Origin of the sequence: Bacillus horti, from assembly GCF_030813115.1 — a bacterium.
GTDB lineage: Bacteria > Bacillota > Bacilli > Caldalkalibacillales > JCM-10596 > Bacillus_CH > Bacillus_CH horti.
This window is the reverse complement of record NZ_JAUSTY010000006.1, coordinates 183,740-198,256: the sequence shown is the minus strand read 5'-3', so window position 1 is coordinate 198,256 and position 14,517 is coordinate 183,740. Positions and strand designations below refer to the sequence as shown.

Here is a 14,517-nt window from a genome sequence, read left to right as displayed (position 1 = left end):
TTAAACTTAGCTTTATGTTAGCTTTGTTACCTGAACAACTGCTTAGAATCAAACTCTGGAACAAGTCCTTCCTTCTCTGCTCGAGTTAGTAACGCGTGTACAGCTTCTCTCCCATTGTCCCCTAAATCTGCCGTAAATTCATTTACATACAAGTCAATATGAGACTGAGCTACTTCTGGAGACAGTTCCTGTGCGTGCTGCATGACATATTCCTGAGCCAGAGTAGGATTAGCCCATGCGTGTTTGACAGAGGAACGAATCCAGTTTGATATGGCTTCAGCATCAAGGGATTTATGGGCAATTATGGCTCCTAATGGGATGGGTAGGTTGGTATCTGTTTCCCACCAGCTCCCCAGATCAGCTAGCATATGTAGACCATAGGAAGGATACGTGAAACGAGCTTCATGGATAACAAGGCCCGCATCTATGCTTCCATCTTGTACAGCTGGCATAATTTCATGGAAAGGCATCACTACAATTTCACTGACTTTACCTGGAACCTGCTGAGCCACCCATAGCCTAAATAAAAGGTAAGCCGTAGATCTCTCACTAGGCACAGCAATTCGTTTGCCAATGAGCTGCTCCGGTGTTGTCCCCTCTTTTTTAGTCAGCACTAAAGGTCCACACCCTCTACCTAACGCACCGCCACATTGTAGCAGGTTATAGTCAGATAAAACCCATGGTAAAGCAGCATAGGAAATTTTTAAAATCTCTGGTCCTTCTCTGTTCGCAGCTAGATGATTAGTGATGTCAATATCTGCATACATCACATCGAGAGCTGGAGCATCGGGAATTAGTCCATGAACCCAAGCATGGAAAACAAAGGTGTCGTTTGGACACGGTGAAAAAGCTATCTTCATGTAAGCACCCCCACTAAGCTTGAACAGGCCTGTTCTAACTGACCTAAAGCTTCTTTTATACGCCATGCATCGCGATTTCGTGGTCCAACTAAATTCGAAATACTACGTATCTCGATCACTGGAACCTCATTCTCATGGGCAGCATAAGCTACCCCGTAGCCTTCCATTCCTTCTGCAACAACCCCCGGTACTCGATTAGCCATTTCTTCGGTCGCTTGAGCTGACCCTGTTACAGTTGATACGGTGACGATTGGGCCTATGTGTACCGGTAATTCTGCAAGCTGTAGAACCTCACTAATTCTAATCATAAGTTCATGATCGACCTGAAGCTTATTTGTACCGAACCCTAGCTCATCTAAGCTGCTAAAACCAGTAGGTGTCTCAGCTCCCAAATCACCTGAAACAATTTCAGTGGCTAGGACAATGGATTCTACCTGAGCTTGTCCTGGAAAGCCCCCTGCAATCCCTGCGTTAATGACCAAACTATAATCCTTTTTAGACAACGCTTTCGCTGTAGCAGTAGCAGCAGCAACAGGTCCAACTCCTGTTAGTTGAACCTCAAACTTGGGATCATGCTGGATTCCCCTTAGAATAGCCTCTTTTTCCGCTTGAACAGCAGTCATAATTAATACGTTGCTTGAGGATTCGTTACTTCTATTTAAATAAGAATGTAATCTAGTACGATGATTCATCTCTTCCCCGATAGTCATCAGTGTAAATCTCCTTTTATAGAATGACCTACTCGTCATCCTCATCATCTAGGAATTTCTCCAGAGCATCCAATTGAGTGGACCAAAATTGTCGATAGGGCTCTAACCAGGTATCAATTTCAGCTAATGGCTGTGCTCTTAACCTGTACAAATGTCGTTGAGCATCCTGCCTAACTTCGACCAAACCGGCTTCTCTTAAGATGCGCAAATGCTTAGAGACACCTGGTTGACTTAAAACACTTTGTTCCACAATCTCCCCTACAGCCCGTTCGCGCTCTCTTAATAGATCGAGAATATACCTGCGATTTGGCTCCGCTAATATCTCAAAAATGTTTGTATCCTTCATCCAATCAAATCCTTATACTGTTGATGTAACTCCTCCCAGTGTTCCCATGGAAAGTCTATCGCTTGTCCCTCTAATGCCTCAAGTAGCATTTCTAAATGAACCTGCCACCCTGCTAACATCTTATCTATGCTGGACTCAGAAGAATGAGGAAAGAATTGAGTCAGTACAAGTTTACAGCCATCCTCTATTTCCTCTGGCTCCCATCTTACGGAAGTCTCATCCGCTTCAGGACTAATCCAAGTATATTCGAAAACATCTTCAGGTTTCAACTCTTTAATGATTCCCGTCGCTAGCATAGTAAGAAACCTCCTCCAGGCAACTCTTTCTATTTATATTACTTAACGGTTATATATCTGTCAAGGAATTAAAATGAGTGCTAACGCTATTAATGTAGATGAAGAGGTTTAAGGACAAAAATGGCCAACCATGAAAAGCTCATGATTGACCAAAACATATCTATATTCCTATAAAATTGCCCATATTTATTAAAAACATGTTTTCTATTCTTGCCTACCAAGTGGCTTCAAATGCATCAGGCATCATCATAATATTTATACCCCTTTCTTCATTTCTGTCAGCTTAACACATGCAAAGATAATAGAATGCTTTTATCTTGCTCTAAGCTTTATTGAATTTATCCCTTCTTTCCTTCTCATTCTCTAAGTATGCCTAATTGATAATGGCTAAAGCTTAATGATCCTCCCATTTAAAAAAAGCCCAACCACTGTTGGTTGAGCTAACGAAAAATACATATTTAGTTTACATAATATTATTACGGTAAACTTTATGTCCATTAATTGACAAAAGTGTTTTTAACTCTCTTTGATCTGATAAAGTAGGGGATCCATATCGCACACATACCTAGTAAGCGCCCAATTTCTTTTTGATCCTCAGCCGTAATTGTCATATCAGGCAGTTGGCTAACTAAGATGATATCTACCACACTAAACAATAATGAACCGGCATAGAAAATAATCATTAATTTAGGCAGAATCGCCTTTTTCCTATAAAACTGAACTATAGCCACAACAGCAAACAAAATGTATGCAAGTGTCAATATAGCCTCATAAATTAGAACGGGTCCCCATAACGGATGGTAATAAGGAGATCCAGGTGTCGTTAATGGCTCCCAAGTTAAAGGAAGAAGAGCTGGTAGAGAGTATTCTAAAAGATTATAAGTATGCAAGATGATAGTGAGAATTAGTCCTAAGTGTGGGAGGATGAGCCATCCTCCTAAACCAGAAACCTGCTTGGTTTTCTTATCGAATTCTTTTTTTATATCCTGTGGTTGAACATCTAAACGGCTTGATTGATTTGTATCTGGATTCATCCTCACACCTACCATTGTCTTTCTCTTATTTTGTTTTAGCAAAAATACATGTATCACGAAGTTCGTCACCAGTGACTGAAAGACTATCGTTTCTTAAAATTCCTTCTAATCGAAAGCCAATTCTTTCAGCAACAGCTCGGCTTTTCTCGTTCAGCGCATCGCAACGAATTTCTACACGACGTGCCTTTAGCTGTTCAAAGGCATAATCTGCGAGCCCTTGAGCAGCCTCACTGACGTACCCTTTCCCACTGTGTCTGGTATCAACCCAATAGCCTATCTCAAACTTCGGCACCTTCCAGTTGATTCGGTGTAAGCCTGTTGAAACAACTAACTCTCCTGTATCCTTCAAAAACGCTAAAAATCTCAAATCTTCGCGTTTTAAAAAGTTAACATACGCCTCTCGAATATTGGCTTCTGTCTCTTCTTCTGTTCCCTCTTCTTGGGCGAAGGGCATCCATGGTCGCAGTTCCTTCATCGATGCTAATTTTGCATGATGTACCTTTTGACCATCTCCTGGATAAGGCATCCTGATATGAAGACGTTCTGTATGAAACTCAGTTGGAAATTCTAAAAGTAATGGATTCAAAACTTTCCCTCCTATCTATGTGGCAAGATGATCATAGAATAAATGAAAAAATTATGCCCTAATGTACCCGTTTATTTTTATATCGACAGTTTCTTGATTATTTTACAAAAATATGATAATGATTCTAAGCTTCAAAAACTAAACGGACAAAAACCTTATTAAACCTAATATGGCGAATCCTAATAATACAATTCCTGAGCCAATCCCGGTAATAGCACTGTTAGGTACACTTAGCCTCTTCGAAATGAAAAGTGAGATGATCGAGACAGTAACAAGAAGTACGGCTAATACATACAAGCTAGCATCCTGAAAGACTTCTTTTAGCCAAATGAAGTGAATACCTACAATAAATGCGATCCAAGGAGCTACAAAATCTTTTCTTTTGAATTTGATCAACAGAAATGCTCCTAGACCAGCTAAGAAAAACTCTATGTATACAAATATAAGATAATTCCTGAATACTGCTGAACTAGAAAGAACAGTTGCTTCATTCCAGTGAGTAACACTTAAATATACACCTAGTAGTCCGATTAAAAGAGAAAGTCCTGAAGCCATTCCAAGGTACTTTCTCCAGCTCTTTCTAGGATTTTCTTGCGCCCAACCAAACCAACTCATACTAAAAACGCCAAATATCGCTACATACATCGCATAATCTCTTATATATTCTATGTTCCTCTCCTCCTACTCTAAGAAGTTATTTAAATCACACCTTATATTCATTCTACAATTGTTTATTGATCCCTCTATTGCTTCTACCTTTGCTCCTATATATATATAAATTTTATCGTCCCTCCGATTCATCTTAAACTCTAGTCCTTCTCCTTCATTCTATATGTCTAATCTGTTCTCAAAAAAAATAGGTAAAAGTTGAGAGGCTCGTGACAAACACCCAAGAATTTTTTTCAGTTTTTCATATTCTATAAAGAAAAAGAGATAAAAATGAGGAGGTATAAACATGTACGATCAGCAAATGGGAAGTCAAGAAAATAATGCCCCATATTCTGTGGATTCAGCGTATGGGAATGATGAAAGAGTATTCTTTGGTGGGAGAAGACCATTTTTTGGAGGCCCTTTTGGAAGACCCTTTGGAAGACCTTTTTTCCATCGCCCATTCTTTCCAAGGCCAATTGTAATTCCAATATATCCACCTTATTACCCACCGTATTATCCACCATATCCTTACCCATATGGAGGTTACCCATATTAAGAGATAATCCTTGTCTGTATATATACATGACATCTTTTATATATATTGTTTTGAGCTTAAACGATCGTTTAAGCTCTTTTTTCTACTACGGTCACGTTTAGAAATCCACCACCTCTTCAATAAGATCATCAATAAAATCCGACTCTTTTTTATAAATCTGATACATAAAGTAAAAAAGCGTCAGGATTGGTAAGTAAAGCTCATTATCAGCTTCTTGAAGGATCTCGATATCAGCTCCACTCCTAATTAAATAAGGCTTCAAAATAGCTACCTTGTCCCCATCTTCCTTTAGCTCAATGTGGCCATCCCAATTCTCCTCTAGATAAATAGGCTTTCCCTTTATACTTCCTGAAACAGCATAATAAAGTAATGTTTTTGCTTTGTGATCTTGAAACAAATAGCTCTCATGGTCGAATTGAAGTAAATATTGAGCAAAGAGAAGTCGTCCCTTTTTTACGCCTAGATGGACGAAGCGATCATCGTTTCTGCTTTTATAAACAAAGGCGTGGTCTTTTTCGTAGTGCTCCGCGTGTAGCTTACGGACCTCAGCTAGTTTAACCCCGTCAGAATTATATATATGGAATTGCTGCTCTTTTTTTATCATTGAAAAAGTAGTCATTGATTTACCTCCTTTTAATCAATATATACGAGTGGGAGAGTTTGTTGGTTTCTTTCTTCAGAAACAAGTTTTTTCTAGTTACCTACCCCTCGAATGAAGCAATGACCTCCCCCGTTATCCCTTCTTGTATTTTCACTTTCACTCATTTAACTTTTACGACACGCTTATTTATAAGCGTATTAAATAAGCAGCATTATAGATTCGAATAAATGAACCAGCTTAGCTGTGCTACTGTTGGTATATAGAGAGTGAAAAGGAGGATAAGCTTACATAGCTTAGCGTAAAATCAACATGAAAAACCTAACAAGCACCTTATATAGATTGAAAAATGTCATTACTATCGATTTCATAAAAGGAATATTCTTAACCTTACTATTAGCAAGCATAGCCGTCTACTTATCAAAGCTACCTGTACTTTCCGTGATAGGAGCTATGATCTTAGCTATAGGATTAGGAGTGCTGTGGAGGCACATTTTCGGACAACCAACACATACAAAAGAGGGAGTAACCTTCAGTAGTAAAATGCTTCTACGAGCAGGAATTATCTTAATGGGGTTTCGCATCAACTTCAACCAGATTATTGAAGCAGGGTTTTCTGTTATACTGATAGATATCACAGTCATTGTTTTTACTATCGTGCTCGTTATTTTAATTGGTCGTTGGCTTTCGCTCGATAGATTTTATACAGCTTTAATTGCTGTAGGTACGGCAATTTGTGGAGCAGCAGCTATTGTTGCAGTAGCTCCATTGATAGGTGCTAAAAAAGCACATACGGTTCTATCTATAGCTTGTATTTCCATTTTGGGCACGATTGGAACAGTTGTGCTTACATTCGTCTATCCTATCTTAAACGTGGACCCGTATCTCTACGGATTCTTTGTCGGCGCTACATTTCAAGAGCTTGCTCATGTTCTTGCTGCAAGTGCGCAAGGTGGCTCCACAAGCGAAGAGATTGCCATCCTTGTTAAGCTAGGACGAGTTGTCTTACTCATTCCAGCAGCCATCGTATTAGCTTATTTATTTAAGCCTAGTGATGCTCAGGAGAAAAATAGAGTTAAGCTTAAAAAGCTTCCTGTTCCATGGTTTATAGTAGGTTTTCTGGCGAGTTGCATGATTAATACCTTAGTCCAGCTTCCACAAGGCTTCATTCACTTTTCTGTTAGCTCAAGTGTGTTTCTTCTTGCTATGGCTATGGCAGGACTTGGACTAAGTATTAGCTTTCAGGATGTTAAACAAGCAGGTTATAAACCAATTCTAGTTGGGGGTATGGGCTTTCTAGCATTAGTTCTGCTCGTTCCCCTTCTCCTGCTGATATTCTAATGAAAAGGCATGTGTTGAACAGATGAACATTGAGCATTTAAAAGTTTTTACAACGGCAGCTACACAAAAAAGCTTTTCCGATACCGCCAAGCTCTTACACGTTTCACAGCCTACAGTCAGTATGCAAATCCAGCAGCTTGAAGCAATGTTTCAGGTAAAGCTGTTTGAGCGAACGACAAAAAAAGTTGAGCTTACTGAATCAGGAAAGATCCTTTTTCACTATGCTCAACAAATTCTACAATTGCTTAACAAGGCGGAGAAGGATCTTGCTCAACTAACTTCCTCTGTACATGGGAGCTTGCATATCGGAGCTAGCCTAACCACAGGTGAATATGTGATCCCCACCTTATTAGGAGATTTTAAAAAAGCTTATCCCAATGTGAGCTTACTAGTAGAACTATTTAATTCAAATGAAATCATTAAAAAATTAACTAATGGTGCCATAGATATCGGTTTCATTGAGGCACCTATCTCTCATCCTGATCTGGTGTTTCATCCCTTTATGGAGGATGAACTCGTTGTTATTACCTCTTCCAAGGATCCAAAGCTAATTTCGGCAGAAAAAGATAGTATTTCTGTTACGGAGTTATTTCAACTTCCTTTTATTATTAGAGAAGAAGGCTCTGGAACCCGTAAAGTAATGGAGGATAGCTTCAGTCAGCATAAGCTGCCCTTAGATAAGCTTAATATTATTCTGGAGCTTGCTAGTACAGAGTCTATAAAATCCATGGTTGAATCTGGCGCTGGAATATCTGTTATCTCAAAAGCAGCCATAAAAAAGGAACTGATGCTAGGTTCTTTACGCACCGTTCCTATTCAAGGTGTGTCATTTAAACGATCATTTTCTATGGTTCATGGTCCTACCTCCACTCACTCTTCTGCTACGGAGGCATTTTTAAACTTTGCCTCAGATCATTGGTCAAGTATGTAAGGAATGCTTGGAGAAATAATGATTATTTCCTAGGTAAGCGCAGGAAATGGCAGGTTTCTAGAGGATAACAAAGCATTCGACTCGACAAAAAATGCTGCTTAAGAGAGGTGTCTATTGATGCTTATCCAAAAATTCAATCATTCTCTTATACGCTATGATTTCATTTTCTTTCTTAGCAAAGTCATGACCTTCATCTTCAAACACTAGGTATTCTATGTCTACTCCATTAGCTTTTAACGCCTCAACAATTTGATCAGATTCTCGTTTTACAGTTCTTGGATCATTGGCCCCTTGAATAATGAAGATTGGATTTTTCATCTGATCTAGATACCTAATCGGGGAATCCTCTTCCAGCTTTTTCTTGTCTTCAATTGGATCTCCAACTACTAGCTTAATTAATGGTTTCCAGTGCTCAGGTACAGATTCAATAAAGCTAAATAGATTACTTGGTCCTACCGTATCAATGGCTGCTTTAAAGTATTCGGGGTGTCTTCCAGCAAGCAACAATGTCATGTAACCCCCATAGCTTCTTCCTACAACAAATAGCTTCTCCCTATTAGATATCCCTTGCTCAAAAAGCCATTCTATTCCAGCTACACAGTCAAGTCGCGGTCCGCCACCCCAATCTCTTTCCACAAGCTTAATAAATGTAGACCCATAGCCGGAGCTCCCTCTAAAATTAGGGGCAAATATATTGTAGCCACTACTCAACAGGCATTGAAACAACGCTCTGTAGGACTTTCGTTCAGCAGCTTGTGGTCCACCATGGGGCCAAAAAACAGTGTATCCGTTAGCTACATCCTCCTTAGCTCGGAAAAGCAGAGCTTCGATTTCTAAATCATCAAAGGAACTATATGAGACAATCTCAGGATCAACTAGCCTGTCTTCTGCTACTCCTAACACTCTATTAGCTGTCAGCGCCTCCCACTGTTCATCTATTTTCTTGCAGAAAATGTTCAGAGGAAGAACAGCACTTTTTCCTAGTATATAAACTGTTCCACTATCTGCAATTGTTAATTGCTCGATGATATCGACTGGAGTATCGACCTTTATTAGCTTTTCATTAACAGTATCATAGGCGTAGAGATGATCTACGACGCCTTTCTCTGTTATGATCCACAAAGTACGAGTTTGTTCATGCCATTTTATTGTAGTCACACTTTCATTTTCAATGCTTAAATAAGGGGTAAATGTCTGTGAGGGAATATCGAAATGAGCGACATAAGGATATTCACTCTCATAGTCCGTAATAAAAAATAGAGATGAGTCATTCTGATAGACAATTCCTCGAGTAGAATGCACCTTAGTCGGGTCAGGGGTTAAAGAAACCTTACCAGCTTTGGTATGAACATATGAAATTGAAAAGACATTGCTATAAAATTGAGTGGTTACAAAGCTTTCTTCTTCTGGAGCTACAGCACCTAAAGATGTGGCCGTTTCTGATCCTTTATATATAAGCTCATCCTCTCCTGTTTTTATATTATAGCGATGAGAGTTTAAAAGACTTGGATTATCTTTAGTCGTTACATAGTAGAGGTGCTCTCCATTCTTAGTCAATTTTTCATAGAAAAATCTATCCGATTTGTCACCAGCGACTAACGGCTGCGGCAGACCACCTTCAAATGGTAAAGCATAGATATGGAAATTCTCATCCCCATCCTGATCAAAACCAGCTAATAAAAAACGATTATCTTGATCAAAATCTAGAAAATCACAGGCCTGATCGTGCTGAGCAAACTGATATGGGCGTTTTTCAGGTAAATCAAGGGCCCATAAATTAAATTTTCCATTCATATTGCTACTATATACTAGCTTCGTTTCATCCCTGGAAACAGCAAAATTTGAGATTAAATACGTTCTTAAGAATTGCTCAATAGTAGGTTTGGGGAAAGTAATCAACTGAACCATCTCCTTTTTATTTCACAAAATACAAACTATTCCTACTTTTTAGTATAAGCATATTGAAGATGGTGTTCAATAAGCCTAGAGTATGAGCATATATCCGTCTTTAGAGGGAGAACGAAATACATTTCACTTTCATATTCTATATTGATAAAAATATACATTTGACAATAATCGAATTAATCTATAGAATTAAACTCAATAAAAACTATTTGGAGGAAAAGATGAATCAAAATCACACTACTCATCATATTAAAGTGATCATATCTCCAGTATTTGAGCTGCTAGCCTCCATGTATAGGCTTCAGAGTCATGAGGAGCTTGAGATTAATAATGACAATGATCCTAAGAATACAGGAGCAGATGACCCTCATCAATTCAAATTAAATCAATGGGTTGAAAAAACAAGAAATACCTTATCTGAACATATTAAAAAGGAGCTAGAGGTTTTTTTCCATTATGAAAGCTTCATTGGATTAACGATGATTGGCTTTGCCCTGAAGAACAATTGCTACGAATCTATTGAAGAGTTTATTTCCGTTTTAGAAAGGACTCCAGCTGATCAACTATACTCTTCCTTTCTACAAACAGGCTTTACGCCAGAGGATACGGTAGATCCCAATGATTTTAAGGCAGTTATTCAGTTTATCAGAAAGAGCAATCTACCTGAAATAGAGAAATGGAAGCTGAGTTACTTATATACTGATTTAAAGGAAACTAAGAATAGATTAATAAAACTAATAACCCTTTGTTATGAGCATTATTTTAGTCAAGAAGTCATGTCCTGGCTAGAGCATCAAACAAAAAGTGCACAAGAAATCCGTGCCCTTATAGATAGTAGGGGTAAGGAAATATTAAAGGATATCTTTCCCTTTTTCAGAACTCATGGGGAAGTTATAGACTCAGCTCAATCCATTGTTCTTTGTCCCTCTTACTTCTATCATAAGGCTTCCTTGTCCTCTGAGTTAGCAGAAAGAAACTGTCACCTATATGTCTATGGTGTTCAGCATGTTCGAAGTCTTGAGGAAACAACGATTGATGAAAAACAAGCTTTTGATGCCTTTAAAATCCTTGCCGATGAAAAACGAATTCGGATTATTAAACATTTAAGCAATGGAGCCTTATATGGGTATGAGCTAGCACAAAAGCTTGAGTTGTCCAATTCAACTATCTCGCATCATCTGTCTGTTCTGGCTTCTATCGGTATTGTGAGCTCTACAAGGATGGAAAACAAAGTCTATTTTAAGGTAAACAAGGATGAGATAGAAAAACTGATGCAGCATCTAACCAAATCTTTGATGAACTAACAAATATAATTCATTCTGTTTTTTATAAGCTAAAATTATGTCATGTAATTAAATGCTAAGTTATTACTGTCTATTTAGAGATGATAAAGCTTAATCTGCTGTTAGTAGGCTGATTCATTTCTCTTTTTTTAAGATAACTTTCGATATTTATCGAAACATAATTATCACGATAATTAAATTAACAATATTAATAATCAGGAGGAATACACAATGAAATTTGATAGTAGCTTATTCAAAGATAAGAATTACCTATGGCTCTGGTTAGGGCAGACTTTATCCGTAGTCGCCCATCGTTTTTGCAATATTGCTTTCATGTGGTATGTCATAGAAACGACAGGCTCATCGATCGCCTTAGGCTTAAGTGTCATTTGCTTTTCTCTGCCTGCTATCTTTTGTCTGCCCTTTTCCGGAGTCTTGGCAGATAAAAATCATAAGAAACAGATCTTGCTTGTTAGCAACATCATAAATGGAGTCCTTATCTTGCTCATTGCCTATAGTGTATTTATCGATTACTCCATGATATTGCTCTATGCTTTAGTCATAGCTTCATCCATTGCGTCAGCTTTCTTTAGTCCTGCCCTCTCTGCTTCTATTCCTTTGTTAGTAGATAAGAGCTTGCTCCCAAACGCAAACTCCCTCTCCCAAATGACCCAGCAATTGGCCAATATCTTAGGACCAGCTCTTGCTGGAATCTTGATTGCCGTGACAGATATTTGGGTGACTTTTGCCATAAGTGGTGTAGCTTTTCTTTTAGCTGTACTTTTTCACTCTAGAATAACTATAAGATCGGTAGAGAGTACAGACGTAGAAGGACACTTTTTTCAACAGTTTAAGGATGGACTTGTTCATGTTCTTTCTAGTCGCAAACTGATATTTTTGATTATAGCTGGAGGAGTAATCATTAACTTCTTCTTGGCTCCGATAACGGTTTATATAACATTTATTGCGAATCAAATTCTAGAGATAGGATCACAGGGCTTGGGAATCCTGCAATCCTCCATTTCAGTAGGAGCGTTGGTTGGAGGTTTGCTCATCTTTACGAATGTTCTTAAAGACAAAATAAAAATGGCTATCTTTGGCTTAACTATTGAAGGGGTTGCCCTATTGCTAGCAGGCTTATTCCCAGGATATCTGACTATGATGACATTTTTTCTTATCCTTGGCTTAGGTGTGAGCTTGGCAAGTGTAGGGATTACCACACTATTTCAAACGATTGTTCCAGAGAACAAAATGGGTAGAGTTATGAGTCTTCTCTCTACAATGTCATTCGTAACAGTACCACTAGGCACGATGCTAGGCTCTGTTTTGATTGATCAGATCTCTGTCTACACCGTTCTTCTCGTTTCAGGGATATGTGTGGCGCTGACTGGTATCGCGTTATGCTACCCTTTTGCCAATGAATTAAGAACAAATAAAGAGAAAGAGGCTAGTCTTTCAATTGAATGAATGTCTCTAATTTATCAAGCCCCATGATATTGTGATTGCAGGTTTGACTGTTTTGACATATGAGGTTTCCCTTTCTAGTAAAGGATCCATCTATAGATCTTTTCGTTTCAATCATGAACATCCCTACCTCTTCAAGCTTATGACATATCGTACAGTACTCTTTTCTGTATTGAGGGTTAAAACTACCCTGTAATCCTAATAGCCTATCGTTTATGGTTGCATGTCCATTAATTAAGATTTTTGTTTGATACTTAATATAATTATACTGATCATTTCTTAAAAACGGTTCCATTTCGAACACCCCAATTTCTAAAGCTTCTAAGTCTGCATCTCTTATATTAGCTAATGAGTCAAGGGCAGTATAGGGAGAGAATAGTTGTGAAACAAAAGAACCATAAAAAACACTGATCTCACCATTCTGATCAGTGTTTTTTTTGCTTACTTAAATGATTTAGAATAGACAATCTTTTTAATCGTCTCTGTAGACAGATGGTGCTGTTCAGCTAATTGATCTATCGATGCTCCGTTTTTAAATGCATTTCTTAATAGTGCATTTCGTTCATCAATCCACTGTCTTGTTCCTGAACGTACTCCCCATTTCTGGCGAGAGGTTTCAGGCTTTGGGATATATATCGTTTCACCTTGAACGTATTTTTGTATTTCAGTTAATAGCTTTTTAGGTAAAATGCGGCTTTCTTTCACATAGCTCATGTTTGCCAGCTCCTTATTTATATAATTAAAATAAGGGGCAAAGCCAGCCATAATAGAAAAGCTTATTTGGGCGATGTATTTAATTATTCAACCCCACGCAAAGTATCGCCTTCCTAACACTAGGCTTTGCCTGGGACGCTGCCGTATCTAACACTATCCGGTTGAGTGCCATAAACCTCACCTCCTTAAAGAGTAGATGGATTAAACTTTTGTTGAGGAATAGACCTTACTTGAATAGACCTCCATTTTATCCCAACAGGGTTATAAGAATCGTAATTGTAAACACGCTGACAAGAGTAGTTACCAAAGCTATCGCCGAAACCAGTCTTGGAGAAGTGTTAAACTGCAAAGCATACATCACTGTTGTCACGGCCGTAGGCATGGCTGCTGAGACAATAATAACTTTTCCTAGTAAAGGATCAATAGGCAGAAGAAGTACGAAAACATAGGCAATGATTGGAGAAAGAAACATTCGTACAATCGTTCCGTAGATTAATTTTTCCTTATTGATGACCTTATCAATTTTCAGTTCTGCTAGCTGCATCCCTAGAATAACCATCACAACAGGTACAGCAGATTGACCAACTAGATCTATAGCTGTGTATAGGTTCTCAGGCATATGAATGTCAAAAACATTCATGAACACTCCAAGAATAAGGGCATAGGTTAAGGGCATTTCACTTATAGATTTTAAGGAGTCTTTAAACCCTAATCGACCACTAGCTGCGTAATACACTCCGAAAAAATTCATAATCACAGACTGTAGGATCATGAAAGAAATCGCATAAGCAAAGCCTGTCTCTCCGTAAGCAAATAATATAATCGGTGTCCCATAGTTTCCTGAATTCATAAAGGCAGTGGAAAGAATTAAGCCATTCTCTATGTCCCTTGGAAACTTACGTATCCGTGAGTAAATTTTATTCACAATAATAATGGCGAACAGCAAAATGAAACAAAAAATAGTCATAAACAAATATTGCTGATCAAATTCAACATCATAAAACGTCTGAAATACTAATGCCGGTGTTAATAGATACACAGCAAATGTAGAGATGGATTTAATGTCCATCCTTTTCCAGCGCTGAACAACAAAGCCTGCCACAAAGATTAACAAGGCAGGCAAAACAACTTGAATAAAAATCGTCATGCCAAGTCACCACTCATGCTGCTACATCCCCTACTCCTAATCTTGTCTCTATATATTCTATTAAGTATACACGAATACTACGGTTTACGAAATGT

General features: G+C 38.3%; 17 protein-coding genes. 5 read left to right on the top strand and 12 right to left on the bottom strand.

What is annotated here, in order from left to right; all coding sequences use genetic code 11:
- Nucleotides 1–26: 26 nt before the first annotated feature.
- The 7 genes from J2S11_RS09120 to J2S11_RS09090 form a co-directional block, all read right to left on the bottom strand.
- Nucleotides 27–860: a 1,4-dihydroxy-6-naphtoate synthase gene (locus J2S11_RS09120; protein ID WP_307393778.1), complete on the bottom strand. Its 834-nt coding sequence runs from the start codon at nt 858–860 to the stop codon at nt 27–29.
- A complete protein-coding gene (locus tag J2S11_RS09115; protein ID WP_307393775.1) occupies nt 857–1,570 on the bottom strand; it encodes a futalosine hydrolase in 714 nt (237 codons plus the stop codon). The genes J2S11_RS09120 and J2S11_RS09115 overlap by 4 nt, the downstream gene beginning before the upstream one ends.
- Before the next feature lie 28 nt (nt 1,571–1,598).
- Entirely contained in the window at nt 1,599–1,916 is a 318-nt protein-coding gene (locus J2S11_RS09110) for an ArsR/SmtB family transcription factor (protein WP_307393772.1), read from the bottom strand.
- On the bottom strand, nt 1,913–2,212 hold the full coding sequence (locus J2S11_RS09105; protein WP_307393770.1) for an SRPBCC domain-containing protein: 300 nt from the start codon (nt 2,210–2,212) through the stop codon (nt 1,913–1,915). The genes J2S11_RS09110 and J2S11_RS09105 overlap by 4 nt, the downstream gene beginning before the upstream one ends.
- A 497-nt stretch (nt 2,213–2,709) precedes the next feature.
- Complete coding sequence (locus J2S11_RS09100; RefSeq protein WP_307393767.1) at nt 2,710–3,261, bottom strand: DUF2569 domain-containing protein; 552 nt, start codon at nt 3,259–3,261, stop codon at nt 2,710–2,712.
- A gap of 10 nt (nt 3,262–3,271) precedes the next feature.
- Nucleotides 3,272–3,832: a GNAT family N-acetyltransferase gene (locus tag J2S11_RS09095; RefSeq protein ID WP_307393765.1), complete on the bottom strand. Its 561-nt coding sequence runs from the start codon at nt 3,830–3,832 to the stop codon at nt 3,272–3,274.
- Between the two features lie 138 nt (nt 3,833–3,970).
- A complete protein-coding gene (locus tag J2S11_RS09090) occupies nt 3,971–4,477 on the bottom strand; it encodes a hypothetical protein (protein ID WP_307393763.1) in 507 nt (168 codons plus the stop codon).
- A gap of 310 nt (nt 4,478–4,787) precedes the next feature.
- On the opposite strand from J2S11_RS09090, the gene J2S11_RS09085 reads away from it, so the two are divergent.
- Complete coding sequence (locus tag J2S11_RS09085; protein WP_307393760.1) at nt 4,788–5,039, top strand: hypothetical protein; 252 nt, start codon at nt 4,788–4,790, stop codon at nt 5,037–5,039.
- A 97-nt stretch (nt 5,040–5,136) separates the two neighbouring features.
- Here the strand turns inward: J2S11_RS09085 and J2S11_RS09080 are convergent, their stop codons facing one another.
- Nucleotides 5,137–5,658, bottom strand: coding sequence for a hypothetical protein (locus J2S11_RS09080; protein WP_307393757.1), 522 nt, complete (start codon nt 5,656–5,658; stop codon nt 5,137–5,139).
- Between the two features lie 291 nt (nt 5,659–5,949).
- On the opposite strand from J2S11_RS09080, the gene J2S11_RS09075 reads away from it, so the two are divergent.
- Nucleotides 5,950–6,978, top strand: coding sequence for a YeiH family protein (locus J2S11_RS09075; RefSeq protein ID WP_307393754.1), 1,029 nt, complete (start codon nt 5,950–5,952; stop codon nt 6,976–6,978).
- A 22-nt stretch (nt 6,979–7,000) separates the two neighbouring features.
- Nucleotides 7,001–7,909 carry a selenium metabolism-associated LysR family transcriptional regulator gene (locus J2S11_RS09070; RefSeq protein WP_307393751.1) on the top strand — a complete coding sequence of 303 codons (909 nt, stop codon included), beginning with the start codon at nt 7,001–7,003 and terminating at the stop codon, nt 7,907–7,909.
- Nucleotides 7,910–8,020: 111 nt separating this feature from the next.
- On the opposite strand, the gene J2S11_RS09065 is transcribed toward J2S11_RS09070, so the two are convergent.
- Nucleotides 8,021–9,817, bottom strand: a complete 1,797-nt coding sequence (locus J2S11_RS09065; RefSeq protein ID WP_307393748.1) for a S9 family peptidase — start codon at nt 9,815–9,817, stop codon at nt 8,021–8,023.
- A 218-nt stretch (nt 9,818–10,035) separates the two neighbouring features.
- Here J2S11_RS09065 and J2S11_RS09060 point away from each other — a divergent pair, with 218 nt between their 5' ends.
- Complete coding sequence (locus J2S11_RS09060) at nt 10,036–11,118, top strand: ArsR/SmtB family transcription factor (protein WP_307393745.1); 1,083 nt, start codon at nt 10,036–10,038, stop codon at nt 11,116–11,118.
- A gap of 210 nt (nt 11,119–11,328) precedes the next feature.
- The gene (locus tag J2S11_RS09055; protein WP_307393743.1) at nt 11,329–12,564 is read left to right on the top strand and encodes an MFS transporter; all 1,236 of its coding nucleotides are present in this window, start codon (nt 11,329–11,331) and stop codon (nt 12,562–12,564) included.
- On the opposite strand, the gene J2S11_RS09050 is transcribed toward J2S11_RS09055, so the two are convergent.
- The 3 genes from J2S11_RS09050 to J2S11_RS09040 all read right to left on the bottom strand — a co-directional run bounded on the left by J2S11_RS09050 (nt 12,545) and on the right by J2S11_RS09040 (nt 14,422).
- Nucleotides 12,545–12,856 (bottom strand): hypothetical protein, encoded by a 312-nt coding sequence (locus J2S11_RS09050; protein WP_307393739.1) that lies wholly within the window; start codon nt 12,854–12,856, stop codon nt 12,545–12,547. The genes J2S11_RS09055 and J2S11_RS09050 overlap by 20 nt on opposite strands.
- A 146-nt stretch (nt 12,857–13,002) precedes the next feature.
- Nucleotides 13,003–13,275 carry a CD3324 family protein gene (locus tag J2S11_RS09045; RefSeq protein WP_307393736.1) on the bottom strand — a complete coding sequence of 91 codons (273 nt, stop codon included), beginning with the start codon at nt 13,273–13,275 and terminating at the stop codon, nt 13,003–13,005.
- Nucleotides 13,276–13,522: 247 nt separating this feature from the next.
- Nucleotides 13,523–14,422 (bottom strand): AEC family transporter, encoded by a 900-nt coding sequence (locus tag J2S11_RS09040; RefSeq protein ID WP_307393734.1) that lies wholly within the window; start codon nt 14,420–14,422, stop codon nt 13,523–13,525.
- Between the last annotated feature and the right edge of the window lie 95 nt (nt 14,423–14,517).